25 protein-coding genes are annotated in these 20,100 nt (G+C 42.0%); 14 read left to right on the top strand and 11 right to left on the bottom strand.

What is annotated here, in order from left to right; genetic code table 11:
* Positions 1 to 3: 3 nt before the first annotated feature.
* Both JWQ54_RS06695 and JWQ54_RS06700 read right to left on the bottom strand, forming a co-directional pair.
* Positions 4 to 1,500: a DNA polymerase Y family protein gene (locus JWQ54_RS06695; protein ID WP_299581974.1), complete on the bottom strand. Its 1,497-nt coding sequence runs from the start codon at positions 1,498 to 1,500 to the stop codon at positions 4 to 6.
* Positions 1,501 to 1,503: 3 nt separating this feature from the next.
* Positions 1,504 to 2,235, bottom strand: coding sequence for an Error-prone repair protein ImuA (locus JWQ54_RS06700; RefSeq protein ID WP_299581977.1), 732 nt, complete (start codon positions 2,233 to 2,235; stop codon positions 1,504 to 1,506).
* A gap of 487 nt (positions 2,236 to 2,722) precedes the next feature.
* Between JWQ54_RS06700 and JWQ54_RS06705 the strand changes: the two genes are divergently transcribed.
* Entirely contained in the window at positions 2,723 to 3,508 is a 786-nt protein-coding gene (locus JWQ54_RS06705) for a hypothetical protein (RefSeq protein ID WP_299581980.1), read from the top strand.
* 51 nt (positions 3,509 to 3,559) lie between these two features.
* Here JWQ54_RS06705 and JWQ54_RS06710 read toward each other — a convergent pair whose 3' ends face one another.
* A complete protein-coding gene (locus JWQ54_RS06710; protein ID WP_299581983.1) occupies positions 3,560 to 3,682 on the bottom strand; it encodes a hypothetical protein in 123 nt (40 codons plus the stop codon).
* A gap of 245 nt (positions 3,683 to 3,927) precedes the next feature.
* On the opposite strand from JWQ54_RS06710, the gene JWQ54_RS06715 reads away from it, so the two are divergent.
* From JWQ54_RS06715 to JWQ54_RS06725, 3 genes are read left to right on the top strand one after another with little or no spacing between them, the layout of a single operon-like run.
* A complete protein-coding gene (locus JWQ54_RS06715; RefSeq protein ID WP_299581986.1) occupies positions 3,928 to 4,203 on the top strand; it encodes a hypothetical protein in 276 nt (91 codons plus the stop codon).
* Positions 4,203 to 4,811 (top strand): alpha-ketoglutarate-dependent dioxygenase AlkB, encoded by a 609-nt coding sequence (locus JWQ54_RS06720; protein WP_299581989.1) that lies wholly within the window; start codon positions 4,203 to 4,205, stop codon positions 4,809 to 4,811. Before JWQ54_RS06715 ends, JWQ54_RS06720 begins: the two co-directional genes overlap by 1 nt.
* 40 nt (positions 4,812 to 4,851) lie before the next feature.
* On the top strand, positions 4,852 to 5,541 hold the full coding sequence (locus JWQ54_RS06725) for a DUF2461 domain-containing protein (protein ID WP_299581992.1): 690 nt from the start codon (positions 4,852 to 4,854) through the stop codon (positions 5,539 to 5,541).
* A 2-nt stretch (positions 5,542 to 5,543) separates the two neighbouring features.
* On the opposite strand, the gene JWQ54_RS06730 is transcribed toward JWQ54_RS06725, so the two are convergent.
* From JWQ54_RS06730 to JWQ54_RS06740, 3 genes are all read right to left on the bottom strand, one after another.
* Positions 5,544 to 5,849 (bottom strand): hypothetical protein, encoded by a 306-nt coding sequence (locus JWQ54_RS06730; protein ID WP_299581994.1) that lies wholly within the window; start codon positions 5,847 to 5,849, stop codon positions 5,544 to 5,546.
* Positions 5,850 to 6,150: 301 nt separating this feature from the next.
* Complete coding sequence (locus tag JWQ54_RS06735; protein WP_299581996.1) at positions 6,151 to 7,245, bottom strand: ATP-binding protein; 1,095 nt, start codon at positions 7,243 to 7,245, stop codon at positions 6,151 to 6,153.
* 90 nt (positions 7,246 to 7,335) lie between these two features.
* Entirely contained in the window at positions 7,336 to 8,844 is a 1,509-nt protein-coding gene (locus JWQ54_RS06740) for an ATP-binding protein (RefSeq protein WP_299581999.1), read from the bottom strand.
* 362 nt (positions 8,845 to 9,206) lie between these two features.
* On the opposite strand from JWQ54_RS06740, the gene JWQ54_RS06745 reads away from it, so the two are divergent.
* Complete coding sequence (locus JWQ54_RS06745) at positions 9,207 to 9,419, top strand: dodecin family protein (RefSeq protein WP_299582003.1); 213 nt, start codon at positions 9,207 to 9,209, stop codon at positions 9,417 to 9,419.
* A 337-nt stretch (positions 9,420 to 9,756) separates the two neighbouring features.
* Here the strand turns inward: JWQ54_RS06745 and JWQ54_RS06750 are convergent, their stop codons facing one another.
* The 3 genes from JWQ54_RS06750 to JWQ54_RS06760 form a co-directional block, all read right to left on the bottom strand.
* Positions 9,757 to 9,954, bottom strand: coding sequence for a hypothetical protein (locus JWQ54_RS06750; protein WP_299582005.1), 198 nt, complete (start codon positions 9,952 to 9,954; stop codon positions 9,757 to 9,759).
* Positions 9,955 to 9,977: 23 nt separating this feature from the next.
* Positions 9,978 to 10,439 (bottom strand): hypothetical protein, encoded by a 462-nt coding sequence (locus JWQ54_RS06755; protein ID WP_299582007.1) that lies wholly within the window; start codon positions 10,437 to 10,439, stop codon positions 9,978 to 9,980.
* 538 nt (positions 10,440 to 10,977) lie between these two features.
* Entirely contained in the window at positions 10,978 to 11,649 is a 672-nt protein-coding gene (locus JWQ54_RS06760; RefSeq protein WP_299582010.1) for a lipid-binding SYLF domain-containing protein, read from the bottom strand.
* Positions 11,650 to 12,143: 494 nt separating this feature from the next.
* Between JWQ54_RS06760 and JWQ54_RS06765 the strand changes: the two genes are divergently transcribed.
* The 6 genes from JWQ54_RS06765 (at position 12,144) to JWQ54_RS06790 (ending at position 15,028) form a co-directional block, all read left to right on the top strand.
* A complete protein-coding gene (locus JWQ54_RS06765; protein WP_299582013.1) occupies positions 12,144 to 12,362 on the top strand; it encodes a hypothetical protein in 219 nt (72 codons plus the stop codon).
* A gap of 369 nt (positions 12,363 to 12,731) precedes the next feature.
* The gene (locus JWQ54_RS06770; protein ID WP_299582016.1) at positions 12,732 to 12,893 is read left to right on the top strand and encodes a hypothetical protein; all 162 of its coding nucleotides are present in this window, start codon (positions 12,732 to 12,734) and stop codon (positions 12,891 to 12,893) included.
* Between the two features lie 28 nt (positions 12,894 to 12,921).
* Complete coding sequence (locus JWQ54_RS06775) at positions 12,922 to 13,173, top strand: hypothetical protein (protein ID WP_299582019.1); 252 nt, start codon at positions 12,922 to 12,924, stop codon at positions 13,171 to 13,173.
* Between the two features lie 12 nt (positions 13,174 to 13,185).
* Positions 13,186 to 13,452 carry an RNA-binding protein gene (locus JWQ54_RS06780; RefSeq protein ID WP_299582021.1) on the top strand — a complete coding sequence of 89 codons (267 nt, stop codon included), beginning with the start codon at positions 13,186 to 13,188 and terminating at the stop codon, positions 13,450 to 13,452.
* Positions 13,453 to 13,739: 287 nt separating this feature from the next.
* On the top strand, positions 13,740 to 14,282 hold the full coding sequence (locus tag JWQ54_RS06785; RefSeq protein WP_299582024.1) for a ferritin-like domain-containing protein: 543 nt from the start codon (positions 13,740 to 13,742) through the stop codon (positions 14,280 to 14,282).
* 218 nt (positions 14,283 to 14,500) lie between these two features.
* Positions 14,501 to 15,028, top strand: a complete 528-nt coding sequence (locus JWQ54_RS06790; RefSeq protein ID WP_299582027.1) for a low affinity iron permease family protein — start codon at positions 14,501 to 14,503, stop codon at positions 15,026 to 15,028.
* Positions 15,029 to 15,140: 112 nt separating this feature from the next.
* On the opposite strand, the gene JWQ54_RS06795 is transcribed toward JWQ54_RS06790, so the two are convergent.
* Both JWQ54_RS06795 and JWQ54_RS06800 read right to left on the bottom strand, forming a co-directional pair.
* The gene (locus JWQ54_RS06795; RefSeq protein ID WP_299582030.1) at positions 15,141 to 15,716 is read right to left on the bottom strand and encodes a DJ-1/PfpI family protein; all 576 of its coding nucleotides are present in this window, start codon (positions 15,714 to 15,716) and stop codon (positions 15,141 to 15,143) included.
* 331 nt (positions 15,717 to 16,047) lie between these two features.
* Positions 16,048 to 16,821, bottom strand: a complete 774-nt coding sequence (locus tag JWQ54_RS06800) for a zinc-dependent peptidase (RefSeq protein ID WP_299582033.1) — start codon at positions 16,819 to 16,821, stop codon at positions 16,048 to 16,050.
* 116 nt (positions 16,822 to 16,937) lie between these two features.
* Here JWQ54_RS06800 and JWQ54_RS06805 point away from each other — a divergent pair, with 116 nt between their 5' ends.
* The 3 genes from JWQ54_RS06805 (at position 16,938) to JWQ54_RS06815 (ending at position 19,884) form a co-directional block, all read left to right on the top strand.
* Positions 16,938 to 17,231 carry an RNA-binding protein gene (locus JWQ54_RS06805; protein WP_299582035.1) on the top strand — a complete coding sequence of 98 codons (294 nt, stop codon included), beginning with the start codon at positions 16,938 to 16,940 and terminating at the stop codon, positions 17,229 to 17,231.
* A 67-nt stretch (positions 17,232 to 17,298) separates the two neighbouring features.
* Positions 17,299 to 19,104, top strand: coding sequence for a DNA topoisomerase III (topB, locus tag JWQ54_RS06810; RefSeq protein ID WP_299582038.1), 1,806 nt, complete (start codon positions 17,299 to 17,301; stop codon positions 19,102 to 19,104).
* Between the two features lie 297 nt (positions 19,105 to 19,401).
* Complete coding sequence (locus tag JWQ54_RS06815) at positions 19,402 to 19,884, top strand: hypothetical protein (RefSeq protein ID WP_299582041.1); 483 nt, start codon at positions 19,402 to 19,404, stop codon at positions 19,882 to 19,884.
* The last annotated feature ends 216 nt before the right edge of the window (positions 19,885 to 20,100 follow it).

Below are 20,100 nucleotides of genomic sequence, written 5' to 3' on the forward strand. Positions count from 1 at the left end.
AACTTATGCAAAAAATCCGTGTAAATACCATTGCGGCGCGGTATCATAATGCCCGGAACGGAACAACCAGTAACGCTGCCCGTCCGAATCCTCTACAGCATAATAATCCCGGTGCTCACCTTTGTCCCGCCACCATTCCCGTTCTATACGTTCCGGCCCGTCCGCTTTTTCGACCACATGCCGCCTGCCTTTGTAAGTAAATACTTTTGGCGGGTAATCCGGCAAAAGCGCCATAACTTCAATGGGTTCCGGGCGGCGCAGCATCCGCAGGGGGCGCGGCCTGTCTGTACGCCATTTGGTTGCAGGCACTTCTTTTAAAGAGGCTGCTTTCTTAATTGAACGTTCCGGCCAGTAGTGTTCCACCGGCAGGTAACGGTGAATAGCGTTCGGGCCAACCCTGCCCGCCAGTTTGTCCAGCAGTTCCGCCAAAGCGGTGTCCTGTAAACCGGGATTTCCTGCCCATAATTTTTCCTGTACCGGGTCAATATCTTCCACTTTCGGCACTTCCAGCAGGAATAACTCGATACCCAGGGCCGGTTCTATTTTGCTGATCTGTAATTCGAACAGTTTAAATAAATGCGAAACGCTATACGAGCCGCGATTGGTGGTAATACCGGCTTGTACCATTTTACCATCAACACGGTAACATTTGAGCAGGGCTTTGCGAACGCCTTTGCCCTCAGCCTTTAGCCTTGTACATAAGCCTTCCAGTAATTTTTGAATAGCAATTTCAATCGCCTTGACGGTTCTGACCGGTTCCAGGCAGGGCAGCCGTTCCATATAGGGTACCGGCGTAACCAAAGGCGTTAGGTGTTCATCATCCAAACCCAATGCCTGCGCCAGTTTGAATAATAGTCCTTCGCCAAACCGTCTGCGCAATACGGAACGGGGTAGCTGTATAAAGCTTTTGATGGTAACGAAACCCAATTTTTGCAGCTTTTCCAGCACGATGGGTTCCAGCCGGAGCGCAACAGGAGGTAAATTGAGCAACGCCCGTGCCTGTCTGCCGCTCTCAATGATAGGTGTCGTTTTTCCAAAGCGAGCCACCGCCCAGGCAGCACCGATGGTATCGGCTATGGCAGCCCTTGCATCATAGCCGGATGTGCGTAGCTTGTTAACGATCTCTTTCAAATAACCCCGTTCGCCATCCCATAAATGCGTACAGCCGGAAATATCCAGTACCAGTCCATCCGGCAGATTGACCGCCACAATAGGCGTATAACGGATACACCACAAACCCAGTTGCCTTAATAGCCTGGCTTCTTTCCCGGGAATATGATCAAATAGTTGCAGGTTTGTTGTAATGGCTTTGGCGTCGGCCGCTGCCATGCCGCGGTAGACACCCTGTGCTTCCGCCACCTGATTAGCGGCGGTGATAATGATGCGGTTGCGTTCCGGGGCCGCAAAAACAAAAGGCATGTCTTTTAACTCCGGTTTTTGAAGTGCCAGCCAGTCTGTCGTCAAATGACGAAACCCTATAGCCATGAAGCGCTTTTGCATTGCTCAACCCACCATTAATTTTTGCTGTTTAACCATTTGTTTGCTGACCGATGTAAATTTACTGTCCAACCATTCGATTGTCCAATTGCCAGGCTGGCCGTTGCGTACCCGGAGCAATTCGACCTGCCAGCGCGGGAAACCCAGGCCGGGCAAACCATCTACCGGTTCACTTGGCAACGGTGTAATTTCCCACCTGGCAGCACAGGCTGTTGAACCCATTTTCTCCGACTGGTTACGCAGGACAAAACCGGTCACATGACTTTGTTCAACGGCCAATTGTAAGCGGCGTGATTGTTTAAAGTCCATCTCCCGCAGTTCGCCGACTACCGCAGCCAGTCCCGCGCATTTTAATGCTTCCTCCATCACCCAAAGCACATCCTTATCTTTAGTGAGATTGACGAAGATTACCCGGTCAGGCTCAACGCCAAAGGCTTTGAGGGCTGAAGGGAACAGGTTTCCGGAAAGCCCGATCCATAAACAGGCACCGCCATTTCGCATCAGCACCGAAAGCAATCCGCTTACAAAGCCGCCGCAGGCAGTAGCCTGTTCCGTATTACCGCAGACCAGTTCATGTACCGCGCCTATTGGAAAAACGCCATTTGGAAAGGCAGCTTCCACCGGGCCCAGGCCAACCAGTTCCCGCGTACCGGCAGGTGGCTGCCTGTAGCCCTCCCATTGCAAAATGTCCTTTTGCAACCGGCTGATGAGTTCTTTTCTATCGGGCGCAGCGGTCATTATCATTAATTATAGATCGGACAGTAAAATTAATGCTAAAAATATTAGTATTCACTATGTTTTTTAAATTATTTAAAGCAAGTGTTAATGGGGGAGAGACTTGGAATGAATGCGGGGCAATTTATTGAAACAGGCCGATGGCTCAGCCGCTTTAAATTATTTGGTAAATACTTACCAGTCTGGCGTTAATTATACATAAATAAACGAGTATGCACGGCAAGCGTTAAGATTTGAGCGAAGACTGGAATTTGCGATGGAAAGATATCATTTCTTCGACCTTCATTAATAATTGTTAATCATATATATTATGTGTAAATTTATTATAACAATTAACCTAAGTGATAATATTTTATGGCAGTTAGAATTTTAGACATTTATTTTGTCCTTACCTGGGCCCTTTTATTGAAGATAATTAAGCTGTTTGCCACCAGGTAAGAAACGCCACCAGATCAAATAAATCTCTATCTCACATTAAAACTTAAGCAATATGAATAAGATTTTAATTTATGCAGCTTTACTAAGTTGCTTGATTTTAGGATGTAAGAAAAAAGAAAACTCATCTAAGGCGGGCCAGGCAGGTGTATATGAGCTTGAAAAACAAGTGATCACTGGCAGAGGCAAAGACTCTACGATTAAGAGAACTCAAATTAAAATTTATACAGATCGTTACTTTATGTATGCCAGTATGGTGCCTGATTCATCTGTTGGATTTGGTGTTGGCACCTATACGCTTGACTCAGGTAACAGAATTACGGAACGCAGTATTTATACCAGCAGAGCGCTTGACTCATCCCTAACTTATAAGCTTGAAATTACGGGAAAACCCAACGGTTATATCCAGAGTATTCCGGACTATACTACAGCAAAAGGTGTAAAATATGTGTTGAAAGAAGACTATAAAAAATTGGCATCAGGTGATACCTCTATACTTGATGGTTTGTGGAAAATGGAAAAAACTTATACAATAAAAGGCAAGGATACTATAGCAACGAAAGTAAGGCAGTATAAAATATTCTGGGGAGGGCATTTTATCTTCATACACAGGTTCCCTCAGGATAAGGCAGAAACCAAATTTAAAAATGGTTTTGGTACCGGGGTATTTACTTTTAAGGATGATATGCTTAGGGAGGAAGAGCAAATATCAAACTACGCTCTTCTTCGCAACCATAAATTTGCTATTAAGATCACATTAAATGGCAATGACGAATATACCCAGGTGATCAACGGTGCTAATGATGAACAATCTGTGGAAATATACAAACGGGTCAAGTAAAAATTTCTTATTTTAAAAAGGTGTCTAAAAAGGCGGCCTTTGCTGATTTTATTAACCATTCACAAGGTTCCCGAAAAGCCAGCTCCATAAACAGGCTTTGTTATTTTGCATCACCACCGAAAGCAATGCACTAACAAAGCCGCCACAGGCCGTAGCATGCTCCGTATACTGCATATCAGCTTTGTGCCGTATCTAATGGAAAAATGCCCATTTGGAAAAATAGCTTCGACTGAGCCAATCAACTGCTGTGTACCGGCTTGAGCGGTTTATAGCCTTTCCAAAGCAAAATGTCCTTTCGCAGCCGGCTGATCATATCTCTTTTGGTATCAGGCAAACACTTTCAATTAGGACTATAAATATGTGCTAAAAATATTAGTATTTTATATAAAAAATTACAAAATATTTTCGACTTTTGTTTAATGATGATGAGTAACGCTTATTTAGTTAACAATGCAAGAGCCTGGGTAAAGCGCAAAAACGGCCCTGATAAGGTCATCCGCATCGTATTGGATTTGGAAAGTAAGGACGCGGAACTTTGTTATCGATTATTTACAGCCTATGATGAGAAGCCGGACTACATGGGCAGGATATTATTTGATGTGCAGGGTTTTTGGATATATGACGGCGATATACTCATTGTTGCCGAACAGGAACAGGTGGCAAAGTTTATCATAAATTACGTGGAGGTATTATAATGGAACAGTTGAGCATTTTTGCGGAAGCAGGACAAAGCAAAGGATTGCCCAAAGAATTACTGGAATACAGGCCGGGTTTATTCGATCAGGCAGAAAGTGATGAGTTATTGCATCAATTTATAACAGAAGCACCCTGGAAGCAAACCGTGAAAAAAATGTATGACAAGGAAGTGATCACACCCCGGCTTACTGCCTGGTACGGCGACCCTGGCACCGATTATTCTGCCGCGGGGGAAGTGTCAAATCCGGTACCCTGGACACCTGAATTGCTAATGATCAAAAATAAGGTAGAGCCATTCGCAGGCATCCAATTCAACAGCGTATTATTAAATTATTATCGCGACGGCAATGATTCTGTCGCCTGGCATAGCGACCGCGAAAGCGTTCTCGGCAAAAACCCGATCATCGCTTCGGTAAGTTTCGGACAGGTCAGAAGTTTTGACATCCGCAATAAGGCCGATCACAGGGAGAAATATTCCGTCAGGCTGGAACACGGCTCATTCCTGCTTATGAAAGCGGGCTTACAAGAACATTGGGATCACCGGATTGCTAAATCTATAAAACCCATGAAAGCGCGGATTAATTTAACATTCAGAATAGTTATCTGATCAACCTGTTTAGGTTACTTTAAAAATTAATTTTGAAACCATGACCGATCCCGTATTGCCCGTTTCCTGTCTTGATTTTATGCGCACACTGAAAACGCATAATAACCGCGAATGGTTCGCTGAACATAAAGAAGCTTATCAAAAAGAATTTGATTATGTTGAAAGCTTTGTCCATATATTGCTACAGCATTTGAATACACACGATGTGATCGAAACGCCTACCGGCAAGAAGAGCCTTTACCGCATTTATCGCGACATCCGCTTTTCTAAGGATAAAACCCCCTTCAGCACTTATTGGGGTGGCCGTTTCCGCCGTGCAGGTAAACAACGGCGGGGTGGTTACTATTACCATTTGGAGCCTGGAGATAAGAGTTTTGTGTTGGGTGGCTTCTGGGGGCCAGATGCGCAGGATCTGAAAATGATCCGGGATGATATTGCTTTTGATCATTTGCCGCTGAGGGCTATTTTAAATAGTGAGGCATTTATTTCAACCTTTGGTGTTTTACAGGGCGAAAAGTTGAAGACCCGGCCCAAAGGCTATGATCCGGCGCATGAGGCCATCGATTTATTGCGATATAAGCAATTCCTGATCATCCGCCGCTTTACGGATGAGGAAGTGTTAAGCGGAAATTTCTTTGAAAGTGCCTGCCGGGCTTTTAAAAACATGCGACCCTTCTTTGATTATATAAGCGAGGTGCTGACTACTGATATGAACGGGGTTCCCGGTTAAATTTAAACCGGCCTGATCGTCGCGACCGTATTGATAAACTCACCGTCGGGATGTGTCCAGTTCATATATACGGCTCCCTTTTCATGATCCTGGATCTGAGTGATCGTATTCCCATTTTTTTCTTTCCAGTTAAGCATCCAGATAGCAGGCCGTATCTCGGTTAATTTAATTTTGACCGTTTCAGTTTCGTTCATTTGCTTGCCGTCTTTTTCTGTGATGGTAAAGGTCAGCCTGGTTTCGCTTTCTGTCTCTAATATGGCTTTGGCCATGCCGAAGTCTATTAAATATTTGTTCCCGATGATATCCATAATTAAGCTAACATTTTATGGCCTGTTTAGTTTACACCTATCTTTATATTATGTTACAAAATCGTGTCGGTTCGCAGGGAATATCATCAAAACAAGCGCCACCCCGCAACTATTAAAAAATGACCGGCGACGACTTTAACCGGCAAAAAAACAAACGTGACTTAAACTAATTCAGCCCGTTTGATAAGATCCAGCGAAAAGCTCGTTCCGCAGGGAACGAATCAGCCGAAAATTCCGCTTTCAATAAGGTGACCTGCACAATCCCGATGGAATTTGTGGTTTCCGGTAACCCAATGAGCTCTTACTTAAGGCCATATACCGGAAGCGTAAAGTAAAAGCAGGTTCCAGTTTGTGAATCGTTTTCCTGCACCCCAATGAGCCCGCCATGCCGGATTATGATCTCAGCGCTTAAGAATAAGCCGATGCCAAAACCCGGTATGTTTTTTGGCGTGGTGGTTGCGCGATAAAACTTTTTAAATACTTTCTGATGTTCACTCGCTGCCAAACCAATGCCATAATCTTTAACTACCACTTTGACTTCATTGTTATGCGTTTCGATAGCCACTTCCACATTCTTACATTCGGGAGAATATTTGACGGCGTTATTAACCAGGTTGGTTAAAACCTGCCCGATGCGGTACCGGTCCGCAAACACAAGACTATCTATGTTTGTAGTGGATACTTGTATCCTGTAATCAGGATTGATCAGCATGGCATTACCGGCAATTTCTTCGCCAAGCGCATTCAGATCGAAATAATCTTTAGCTAACCTGATCTGGTTGGAGTATAAGTTAACGGGGTCAGCCATTTCATTTAATAACCTGGTGATCCGCTCTACAGAACCCAAAGCTCTTTTAGCCACCTGGGCAATTTTTTCATTGCCCAGGCCCGCAATAAAACGGTCCAAAAGCTGCAGATAGCCTTTTACTGCTGAAAGTGGCGTTTTTAGTTCATGGGTGGTTACATTAAACAGTTCGTCCCTTAAAAGCTCAAGGTCTTTCTTTTCGGTAATATCTACCATTGTTCCGATGATACGGCAGGGAACTTCAGCTTCAAAAAGAACCGTGCCCTTCGCATCGATCCAATGAATACTTTGATCGCTATGCCGGACGCGGTACTCTAAGCTATAAATGCCATCAGTTGATTGTATCGCTTTGATGATAGCTTCGGGCATTAATGGCCGGTCTTCAGGTAATATGCACTTCAATAACGTATCATAATCCAGCAGATCATCTATCAATATTCCGATATTGGTTTTACACTTGGAAGTGCAATTCAACTTATAATTGTTCAGATCAAGTTCCCAGAAACCTAACTGAACCTGGTTAAGCGCAATGCTGAAATGTTCCTGTGTTACTTCAAAGGTTTGTTCTTTATAACGTAAAGCTGATGGCATAAGAATGGATAAGAAGGGTCAAGCAAACAATATACGTAATTGTTTATGTATTTAGTGTCATTTATTTAAGTACATACTTAACTGGCGATATCAGTTAAGCACGAGATGATCTAAAGGTAAGCTAAAACAAAAGCTGCTGCCTTTTCCTGGTTTGCTTTCGATTGAAAAGGTTCCATTGTGCTTTTTAATGATCTCGGATGCAATATATAGGCCAAGGCCCACACCCTGGTAAAGCATTGCTGTTTTACTAACCCGGTAAAATCGCTGGAATAGTTGATCGATATCTTCTTTTGCGATACCTATTCCAAAATCCTCGACATGAACTATAACGTGACCTGCATCTATTTTCGCTTTCACAATAACCTGGTTAGCATCAGGAGAATATTTGATGGCATTGTTCAGCAGGTTGATCAGCACCTGTTCTATCCGGAACTGATCACCAGTATAAAGCAGGTCAATGGAATTTTCAAGCAGGATCTCATGTTTGCCGGAGATCAGTTGCACATTGGAAATACTGTTTGTCAGCGCGTCTGAAAAATAGAACGCGGCGATATTAAGATCTATTTGCCCTGAATTGATCTTGGTTACGTCTAATAAATCAGCTATCAGTTTTTCCAGGCGTTTAATGCTATGGTTCGCGTTGACAATAAAAGGATAAGTTTTATCAGTCTTGTCTGTTTTTTTTTCCAGGAGCTGATTGATGGCCTTAATATTGGTCAACGGTGTCTTGAATTCATGACTAACCATGTTAAAAAACTCATCTTTCTTTGCTTCCGCCGCTGCCCTTCTTTCTTTCTCCTGCTTTTGAACCAATACCTCCCGGTTGGCAATGATTAGTTCGGCAGCCCTTTTCCCTTTTTCTTCATCCTGGAAATCCAATTCCTTAAGGGCGGTAATTAACTCCGCTGCCCGTTTTTCTTTCTCTTCGTCCTGGAAGTCCAATTCGATATTTGCTATAATTAGCTCAGCGGCGCGCTTTCCTTTTTCCTGGTTTTGAAAGACGAGTTCTTTGTTAGCGATGATCAGTTCTGTTGCGCGCTTTTCTTTTTCGAGGTTTTGGAAGATCAGTTCTTTGTTGGCGATGATCAGTTCGGCGGCCAGTTTTTCTTTTAAATGATTTTGTAAGACCAGCTCTTTGTTAGCGATAATTAATTCCGCGGCGCGTTTCTCCTTTTCCTGGTTTTGAAAGATCAGTTCGGTATTGGCTAAGATCAGCTCGGCGGCACGTATTTCCCTCTCCCGGTTTTGCAGATTCAGCTGGGTATAGGCAATAACCAGTTCCGCCGCGCGCTTTTCTTTTTCGGAATTTTGAAAGACCAGCTCCCTGCTGGCGATAATTAACTCCGCTGCCCGCTTTGCTTTCTCTTCATTTTGAAAATCCAGTTCCTTGTTGGCAATGATCAGCTCCCGGGCTCGTTTTAGCTTCTCTTCATTTTGAAAATCCAGCTCGATATTGGCAATGATCAGTTCTGCGGCACGTTTCCCTTTTTCTTTATTTTGGAAGTCCAACTCGATATTAGCGAGGTTGAGTTCAGCAGCCAGTTTTTCTTTTTCCTGGCGGACAATGACAAGCTGGTCCATTAAATTTTTGGTATCCATAAGGGTTGCCGGGGCAACTGTTGATTAATGACGATGAATTTTAAAATCGGATTATACAATAGTACACATTAAACGTTGTAATTCTTAACCCGAATCAATACAATACAATAATCACTCCAATAAACTACATTATCATATGCCCGGGTTTAAATCAGGCTTTGGCTTTTGCTGCAATTACTGATAATGACGGCATACCAGGTTCCCGATCGTAATAAAAATAAACTTTGGAAACCATTTATTAAATAAATTGTTTTGTGAGAAAGTTGTGAAGGGAAAATGAGCTTCGCTATTGCTGTTTTAGAAAGTTCGGGCTTATTGTACATTTTCACATGTGGTTTTGTCCTTTTTAAATAAATCATCTTATGTCAGTAGTAAAAGTGGTTGAAATAATGGCCGGTTCTCCTACAAGTTGGGAGGACGCTGCGCAAAAGGCTGTAGCAGAGGCAGCAAAAACATTGCATAATATACGTTCCTTTTATATTAAGGAACACCATGCTTCAGTTGAAAACGGAAAAATTACAGAGTACCGTATTACGGGTAAGCTGGCCTTTGAACTTGATCATGGTGCAAAATAGAGCTATAGTTCATCTAAGTAAGGAGTGAACCGTTTAGCAAACAGGCAATCAACGCGGCCTCATGCGGCTCGGGTTAGTACATTGTGGCCCTGGCTATCCGTTTTCGACGTGCTGGCTTTGTTCTGTAATATCGCGTAAAAAACAGTTTACCCTAGTGACGCCCTGTTTATGCTCACGGATAGGGTTAAAGCTCAGTTCCCCGAACCAGACAACTGGATCAGATGCAAGTTTTAGACGCAAGCTATCTTCGGTTGTCAGGCCGTTGAATATTTTTTATGGATGATGTTTAACAGATTTTCTCCGGGTATTTCCATTTGAATTTTTTAAGGTCACCTGTTTACCGGACGCCATGGCCCTTCTCCTGCCAATAAATCAATTCAATATATATTTTATTGAAAATAGCCAATTCAGTTCTTTTCTTTTCCAGTTGCTCCGCACGCTCCTTTTCATCCACCCCGGCCGCAAAGGAGAGGTAGCCGATAATATAACCGGTACCGGAATTGATAAACTCGTAGTGAATAAGCGCATCTTTCATGTGTAAGATCAAATGGTGTATAATTACTCCTGGGATCTGATAGCTGAAATAATGGCCAATAGTAATCTTTCATCAAGGCCATAACCTAAAAGTATGGCCCAGCCATGCACACGCGGCTGCAGCCAGCAAATCCTGGTACCGGGACTTATGTCGCTATGGAGTGCTATCTTATAAATAGATTCATTTGTCCTGTAAATTACTTTCTGCACCTTCGTGTAATATAGCTTTTGTAAATAACCGAAAGTTATAGGGAATATCTTTGAGGAAGAAAGTGCATTTTTTGTTATAAGCGACGTTTCTCTTTTGGACAATAACAGGTTATCCGTTTTAACGGATTGTTTTGCTTGGGATAGGGTTGGGAAAGTTGGGGAGGGAATACCGGAACCCAGGATTGATACTTTAGGATTTGTCGCTTTCTGTGTTCGCGCATCCCTCAGTCTATTAAACGGAGTAGTTACAGGTTCATCAGATGCAGAAGCTAACATTTTATTAATTATTAAATTTATTAACCGGACCGGCGTTGTATTCAGGTATTAGCGAAAGACCGGTAATCACCGGCATACGGGCGGAATAAACACCCCACGTTATTTTAATAACCTATTTTTATCCGATTGGTTTTCAACTAAGTTAAATAAATAAACTGTTAGATTAAGTGTTTTTTGAACCGGTGTATGATTTATGTATCCAAACAGATGATTGAGACATGGTGGTAATACCTGGTTTTACAGTAAGCCTGGCAAGCTTACAATATTTTATGTAGAACTGCCGGTAGAAAATCCGTCTGAAATAAAAACAGTTAAACCGCTGGTTAGCCGTTCTAAATGGCTTTGGTTGTATTATATTACTTTAGGTGATTTTTTTTGATATGATCAGATACCGGCAGCCTGTTGCCCGGACGGCACCAGGCTACATCTTTAAGCCCGGCCAACATACTGAACGTTTCCTGATTATGACAAACAATGAAAATAAGCCTGGTCTTCGGCAAGGAAGACAAGGCTTATTAGTTTCAATCAATGCATTGAATTACATCGCTGAAAGCGTCTTCTTTAAAGCAGCAACAGCAGCAGAATTACTTTTAGATGAGGCAAACAGGGATTTCGAAGTGGCACTTGCCCCATAAAAGCGCGTATTAGCGCTCTTATCAATGGCAATGTTAGATCCGTTAATACTTAAACCTGCAAAAAGACCCTTACTTCGTGAATAGGAATAAACTTCTGCATCCAGTTTATAATCTGTACTGGCACTGGAACTGCGGCCCACCGGACCCGCTGCCGCGGATATATCACCGCCAATGGTAAAATCACCATTCTCCACTTTTGACAGAACACTATTATGTTTAAATACCAACACCAGATCAACAGCCTGAACACCCGCCTGGAAGCCCACACTCCCTCCTGTAAAAGTAACAAACACAGGATTGCTCCATTTTCCATTACTAAGCTTGACCATTGCCACACCACTGCCTCTTTTTCCAGCAACGATCAGTCCGGCATTGATCATTTTAGGAATAATAACAATGCCCTCAGCCTGTTGTAGCAGTTGTGAAGGAATACTTTCTTTCATTTTGTAAAAATCCTGCAATACGGTAGTGGATTTTTGAATCCGCTCTTTTTCCTTTCCGGCCTGTATCGTTGAAGTCAGGACAAATACCAGGCTTAGCAGCACTGGGATAGTTAATTGTTTTAACGTTTTCATAGGGTAATTAATTAATGTTAATAATCAGATCTTGAATCATCAAATCTGAAAGTCAGCAAGATTATATCAGCCCTTTCCCGTTGATTTTTTTTGACTGCTGATCAAACCTTTAGGTTCCAGACCTCACGTCCTATTTATCACTTAACATTTAACAATCGCCTCATTTTTTGGTTTTAAAAAACGGATGAAAATGCATTGCGATTAATAACTTTATTTATGACTGTGAATTTTACTATAAAACAAAATTTAATTATTTATCCTCTGGTTTGTTATGTTGTAAAAAGTCAGTCAGTATAAGGACTTGCCCGCGGATTGATAATGTTCAAAAATAGATAGAAATTGCCCGGAAGGCTGTATATAAAGAACCGCTCCATTGGCGTTATATATGCGGTACGGTATTGAGCGCCAATATATGCGCGGCATTTGCGTTTATTTTTTTCCCTGGTTCTTTTAGCCACGCAGCATATTTTTTTGATAGATTAAAGAAGCCGACAATGACAATTGAAGAAGCAGAATCCCTGGAGACCGAGTTGATCAACTATGTTGCAGATGTTGGCATAGGGAAGGATTTCACCAAGCTATCGCTTGCTATCAGAGGCAAGATCGATGAAATAAATGCCCTGATTGACCTGGCGATCGGTAACGACATGGTAGATGATTTTAAAATACTGGTGAGCATTAACTACCAGTATTACAAACTGATGTATGGATAATAACCTCAATGATCCTCGCTCAGGGACTTATTATGACCTTGTGCCGTCCTATAAAAGTTGACTAAAATTAAATCAACATAAGAAAGTTCAACGATTTAAATCAAAAAATATCATCCCTAATTCCCGCTACCCGGAGGCATTCCATCCCGCTAAATGGCGACATCGTTAATGTTGACCGCCATTAATCGGCAGGATAAATAGTTTTTACTTCTGACAATACAGAAGCGCAAGGCATGAAGCTTAATATCTCCAGGTGCAGATAAAACAACGGGTTCCTGTCAAAATCAAGCCAGACAATAACAAACCATCAAATTATTTAAACTTTCATTAAACCGGATTGTTTATTTATTAACCATAGATTAAATTGAAATGAAGCTAAAGAAGGAGAAAAAGATCGGAAACATGTTATCTGTCGCATTGGATAAAGGGGGTAAAGACCGTAAAATGGAAACCGGTAAAGCGACCAACGAGGCAAGTGTAGCGGCTGAGTTAAAAAACAGGGAGCATGACAGCGAACAGGCGGCCAGGTAACCTATCAACTTAATAAATTGTCTTATTTATGCATCTTGAAGTAAAAGATCCATCAACAGGTGCTTTGCTTCGGCTGGAAGCAAAGCCCGAACAGATAGCGGGAGAACATGGTTTTCGTATCCGCCATCCAAATGGTTCAAGTTTTTTCATTGCCAACCGCTCCGGCACATGGCGTTCCGCGGATGATCATGCTATTGATGAGGAATTCCTGGTTAATATCGGGCTGGCGATGGAAGGTTATAAATTAAAAGAACAGATAGTTCATTCTAATAAACTATAAAAACATAAGGTCATGAAAATTTTTGTCGCCAATCTCCCTTACCATATCAACAGCGAAGGCATCAGCCAGTTATTTGGGTTATTTGGGGAAGTTATTTCCTCCAGAATTATCACACAAAACGGCAGGAGCAAGGGTTTTGGATTCCTGGAAATGGAAGATGATCAACAAGCACAAAGGGCAATCAAAGAACTGGATGGATCTCCTATCGGCGACCGCAATATTATTGTCCGCCCTGCTGATAACCAGTCTGAACCTGAAAAGCCACATAAACGTCCCTGACTAATTGTGATATTCCAAATTACCAACGTATGTTAAAAAAATAACCCTGAGCCCCTTTTTAAGTTCTTTGAAAATACTCGCTAACGGGAGAAACAAACAGCACCATAAATTCTTTCGCTGTGGCGCAGATTAATATGGGTATCGCCTGAATAATAATCCACTTGTTTTAATAAAATTCTTCAAATCTTTAAAACCAACGTTTTTGTATTTTGTTAGATTTATATCTAATTGGTTTAAAAAATTAATCTAATATTAAATAAACGCCATAATAAATTAAATTAAAACTCATGGAAACTCAAGTTCAAACAACAAACGATTCAAAACTAAAGGATTTTTTCATTAATCAGTTAGAAGATCTTTTATGGGCAGAGAAAAAACTAGTTAAAACATTGCCAAAAATGCAGGAAGCGGCCACTTCTTCGCAATTAAAGGATGCTTTCGGCAACCATTTAACGCAAACCCAAAATCATGTCAGCCGCCTTGAACAGGTATTTGGTATCATCGGCGAAGATGTAGATACTACCAAATGTCCGGCTATGGCAGGCATTGTTGATGAAGGTGAAGATATTATAGATGACACTGAAGCGGGCTCTGCCCAACGAGATGTTGGCCTGATCTTCGCCGGTCAGAAAGCGGAGCATTATGAGATTGCCACTTACGGCGGTATGGTCACCCTGGCGAAAACTTTAGGATATAACGATGCTGCAGATATTTTAAGCCAGACACTGGCTGAAGAAAAGGAAGCAGACATACTATTGACTAAAATTGCTGAAAATGACATTAATTACCAGGCCAGCACAGAACCTAAAAAAGAAGGTTTATTCTCTTAAATAAAATAAAAAAGCCGTCTCATACAGATGTATGAGACGGTTTATATTTTCCGTTGCAGGATCTTTAATGAAAGTCCACCTAATCCTAAGTAAAAAAGATTTAGCCGCAATCTTTTATTAACTACAGAGGTATTTCGAATAATCCATAATTTTCTATATACATTCAAACTATTAAGTGTTTCTTATTGTTATGAAGTAAAATCAATTAGAACCAAAGTTTGAACAAAAACAGAACTATAGAAACACACCCGCCCGGCCCGAATAAAAATTTGTTTGAGCAATTTGCCAATGCAGTAACCAACTGGACGGGCAGCTCCGCAGCATTTATTTTAGCCGTGGCTACGGTCGTGGTTTGGGGGGCAACAGGTCCGGTTTTTCATTATTCCGAAACCTGGCAGCTGGTGATAAATACCGGCACAACGATCATTACCTTTTTAATGGTGTTCCTAATCCAAAAATCACAAAATAAGGAGTCCAAAGCTATCCAGCTAAAGTTAAACGAGCTGATCGCTGCGAACCGGTTTACCAGTAACCGGATGGTAGATGTGGAGGATCTTACGGAGGAAGAACTGGATGACCTGCGCGCATTTTATGCCAAAATATCCGCGCTTTCAGAAAAAGACCGGGATATTCACCAATCCCATTCCATTGATGCAGCGAAAAGTTTAGAGAATAAAAAAAAGCGGATCAAGTCTGGAACCGAAAATAATAAAAGGCCGGGCCCCGATCGTGTGAAGGGTCAGTAAACCCTGGCAGCCGCAGCCGGCATTATCCTGGCTGATACAGAAATACCCGCTATTGCCTGGCAGAATTATCTTTGCTGAAAAGATGAGGATACATTTAAGTAACAAAATTCCGTTATAACTCAATCTTTATCCCCAATACTTTCAGGAATGCTCCGATAAATTTTGGATGGCCGGGCCATGCCGGTGAAGTTACCAGGTTCCCGTCTACCACCGCTTCGTTTGCAGGTACAGATACAAATAATCCACCTGCCAGGGTAACTTCAGGGCCTACAGCCGGGTAAGCTGTCAGCTTTCTGCCTTTTAAAACACCCGCCGCAGCAAGTATCTGCGGGGCATGGCATATAGCTGCAACAGGCTTGTTATTTTCCATAAAATACTTGACAATACCTAACACATCCTCATTCAGCCGCAGGTATTCCGGGGCGCGTCCGCCTGCAATAACAAGCCCCTCATAATCTGCTGTATTTATTTCATCAAAAGAATAAGTAAGCAGAAAATGATGCCCTGGTTTTTCAGAATAGGTTTGGTCACCTTCAAAATCATGGATGGCAGTTTTTACTGTTTCTCCTTTTTTCTTTCCGGGGCAAACTGCATGCACTTCAAACCCAATCATCTGAAGCATCTGGAACGGAACCATAGTCTCATAATCTTCGGCAAAATCACCGGTAAGGAAAAGAATCTTTTTCATACTTTTTTTTGATTAAATAAATTTGGAACAAATGCCAATGTATAAAGCTGTACTTTTAATAGAAAACACCAGGATTATAAAAATAGTATAATCAATGTTTCATTTGTTACGGGCATTGTTGGTTCCCGGGTAAAGATCAACCCGCTTACGTTGTTAAGCATTATTACCGGGTTGTCATTAAACCTGAAATTTTTAACCGGGAATTTGATCTTCCATTTTCAATATAATAAGTACCATCGCGGGTTAGTCCTGTTAATAGCAATGATTAAGGAAATCATCGTTGCCGATCTGGGGCAAATCACATTGTCGTAAATTATAATTATAGCAACACTTAATTATTTCCAACCGCCGGATCTTGTGCAAAGATTATGCATAGTTGCCGGTATATGTCCGGGTGTTTTATCGCGAATTGATCCGGTTTTTCAAAAAAGTATTCAGATGCTACCGCGAAAAACTCGGCTTCATTGGTCAAAGCATAAGGATTGATATCTGATTGGCCGGTTTCAATCCGGCGCATTTCCTCGTGCATCATATGAAGCCAGGGTGCAACATATTCATGAGCGATGAGGTTTTCGGGTATACCATCGGTCGCTCCGTCAGACTTATCCAGCAAATGCACAAATTCATGAATAGCCGTATTCTCTTTATCCGCATTTTTTGAAAATCCTTTTGCCAAAGCGGCACGCGACAATAACATTTGACCGTTCATATAACCTGAACCTACCATGCCACAAATATTACGGTTGCTGCCTTCAAACTGGAACTCCCCGTCAAAAGTATCAGGGTAGAGGATAACATTCGTCAGGTTTTTATACTTCCATCCGGAAAAACCAAAGATCGGAATAACAGCGCTGGATGCGATCAGTACCCGATCCAGTTCTGTGACTTCAGTGCCAACTCCTTCAATACGTGTATCATTTAAAAAGTCATTAACCAGCTTTTTAAATTTAACCTTACTTGCAGCATCCAGTTTCTGATAGTAGGCAACCTGATTCTCCAATAGCGAGTTGTAATTCCCATCCGGCAAAAGTGCAGCTGTTCTTTTTTTCTTCAGCAGAAAATAGGATGTCAGCGCGATCAATAAAAGGACAAGAGCTGTATACATGGTTTTATATAATCACTAAATTAAACAGGTTTCTATTTATGCCCTATTATTTAGACCGTGTCAATTTAGTAAAAACGGAAAATAATTAGCAATATTTGCAGTAGAATTAAATTTGCATGACCAAACTATTTGTTGTAGGCATCCCCAGGGACATGGATGAAATCGAGCTTCTGGAACTTTTTAGCGCCCATGGACAAGTGCGGATAGTTACCGTCGTTACTGACAGAGATTCTGGTGAAAGCAAGGGTTTCGGCTTTGTTCACATGGAGGACGGAGCAGGGGCGGAGCGGGCCATTGCTGCGCTGGATGGTGCAGAAATAGATGAGCGAAAGATCAGTGTAAGGATCGCGGAAAATAAAGAAGCACCAGCGGACCAAACTGTCAAAAAAAAGCGCCCCAGGATCCGGTAAAAAACATTGCCTGTCATTTTTCCACATAGATTGCATCACCACACTGATTTACCTACTTTCGCCGGGTATGAAAGTGATCATTGCAGAAAAGCCATCTGTTGCCCGTGAGATTGCCAAAGTGTTTGGGGCCACCGGGAAGAAGGACGGTTATATGGAAGGTAAGGGATACACCTTTACCTGGGCGTTTGGTCATTTGCTGCAGTTGGCCGCACCGCAGGAATATGGCTTTTATGGCTGGAACGTACAAAACCTGCCGATGCTGCCGCAAAAATTTAAGCTATCCATTCGTAAGGTTAAATCAAAAGACGGCATGATCGAAGATCCGGGTGTGCGCAAGCAGCTGGATATTATCAAAGCATTATTTGATGAAGCGACAGAGATTATTGTAGCAACTGATGCCGGGAGAGAAGGTGAACTCATTTTTCGCTATATCTATTACTATTTAAAATGCAAGAAACCCTTTAAGCGTCTTTGGATCTCCTCCCAAACCGATGAAGCCATTAAGGACGGGTTCAGGAATTTAAAACCCGGCTCGGATTACGATACACTATTCAATTCTGCCCATTGCCGGTCGCAATCAGACTGGCTGGTAGGGATGAATGCAACCCAGGCTCTCAGTTTATCAGCAGGTACACGCTCCGTTTTATCACTTGGCAGAGTGCAAACACCTACGCTGGCCATGATCTGTTCCCGCTACCTGGAAAATAAGAATTTTGTTCCAGAGCCATTTTACCAGGTCAGCATTATGGTGGACAAGGACGGGCAGGTATTCCGGGCAATATCCGAAGAAAAATATAAAACTAAAGAAGCTGCGCAGCTTATTGTTGACCAGGTGCGGGCTATCGGGCATATACTGAATGTGGAGGCAAAACCCCGGAAGGAACCACCTCCCTTATTGCACGACCTAAGCAGCCTGCAGCAGGAAGCCAACAAACGCAAGGGCTTTACGGCCGATCAAACACTTACGCTCTTACAGAATCTTTACGAAAGTAAGCTCGTAACCTATCCAAGAACAGGCAGCAGGTATATCGGCGACGATGTGTTTGCAGGAGTACCGCATTTAATAGAAAAGTTTAAAGATCACCCGGAATTTGGTAAACAGGCAGCAATACTTGCTGAAGCAAAACTGAACAAGCGCAGTGTCAATGCAAAAAAAGTAACCGATCACCATGCAATTTTGCCAACAGGAGAAGCCCCTTACCAGTTGTCGCCGGATAAACAAGCTATTTATGACATGGTTGCCGGTCGGATGCTGGAAGCTTTTCACCAGGATTGCGTTAAGGAGATCACCAAAATTACTGTGGAATCCGGAACAAAATTCCTGGCAAGCGGTACTGTCATCAGCACCGCCGGCTGGCGCGCAGTTTTCAATGAACCTGACGAAGAAAAGAAGGACGAAGAAAATGCTTCACTTCCAAAAGTTAAACAGGGAGAAGATTTACCGGTAGTTGATAAAACCTTACTGGAAAAACAAACCAAGCCAAAGCCATTATATAACGAAGCCAGCCTGTTAAAAGCATTGGAAACGGCAGGGAAGGAAATTGATGATGAAGAATTGCGTTATGCTATGAAAGACAGCGGCCTGGGTACGCCAGCTACCCGCGCGGCCATTATAGAAACTCTCATTAAGAGGGATTATATTCTTCGGGAAAAAAAGAACCTCCTGCCTACGGCAACAGGGCTTGCAGTTTACAACGTTGTCAAGGATTACCGCATCTCACAGGCAGAGCTTACCGGGAACTGGGAAAAGCGCCTGGAAGAGATCCGTTCAGGAGCATCGGTAGCAGGCTTCCAGGAAGAAATTAAAGCCTATACCCGAACCATTACCCAGGAATTGCTAATAGCAGGTAAAGGAATGATAGTAGCTAAATAAACTATTTGAATGTGTAAACCGTAAAATCCTCTGCATCATAAATCGACCCGCCATCATTTTTACTTCCCGGTATACTACTTGCAAAACTTTATTATTTGACGGGATCGTAAGTGATTTATCAGGCCATTTGGTTTAACCTGGCCTCTGCGTCCCGGCTTTAAAAATAAGACGAAATCATACCGTTGAAAATTTGTTGAGTTACATCAAAAAATAATTATCATAATTTTTTGATTGTTAGCGATTTATGTTATACATTTAATGTAACAAACCAGTTACAAATAATTAAAACTTCAAACCATGAAAAAGCTTTTCATTTTCTTTTTACTGGCAACGCCATTTGTGGCAATGAGCCAGGCACACAGCGGTTATACTGCTAGTTATTCATCAAGTTTCACAATAGCTGATCCAAGTTATTCAGAAAAAATTCTGTCACTTTGGAAAGATTTTGAAAATAACACTTTGGATAATCACCTGGATATGTTCGCGGACACGGTAACCATGATGCTTGGAAACGGGGCAATGATAAAAGGTAAAGCAGAAAACCTTAAGAGCGCAAAGGAATACAGAAATTCAATGAAGAATTATAAGGCTACTTTAGACGCCTGGATGAGTGTAAAAAGTACAGACCGGAATGAAAATGTGGTTTGTGTTTGGGGAAATGAAACCCACATGGATAAAGATGGGAAACCAGTTAAATCACGTTTGCAGGAAGTATGGAAATTTAATAAGGACGGAAAAATTGACTTAATGTTGCAATACACTGCTCCGGGAAATATGTAATATCTTATATCTATAATATTTTAAAGGCTGCTTTCGGGTGGCCTTTTTAGTGAAATTACAATTAACGGATACTTTTTTAAATTGAACAAGCATGCCTGGGGACAGGCTTATTTATTTACCGGAAATAACATGTTTAAACATTCATTTCACATTCATATGGTTTTGCTGACACAACTTCAACAGTTTTATGAGATTAATATAACCATTTTTTATATA

This window comes from Mucilaginibacter sp., assembly GCF_028288225.1.
Taxonomy (GTDB): Bacteria; Bacteroidota; Bacteroidia; order Sphingobacteriales; family Sphingobacteriaceae; genus Mucilaginibacter.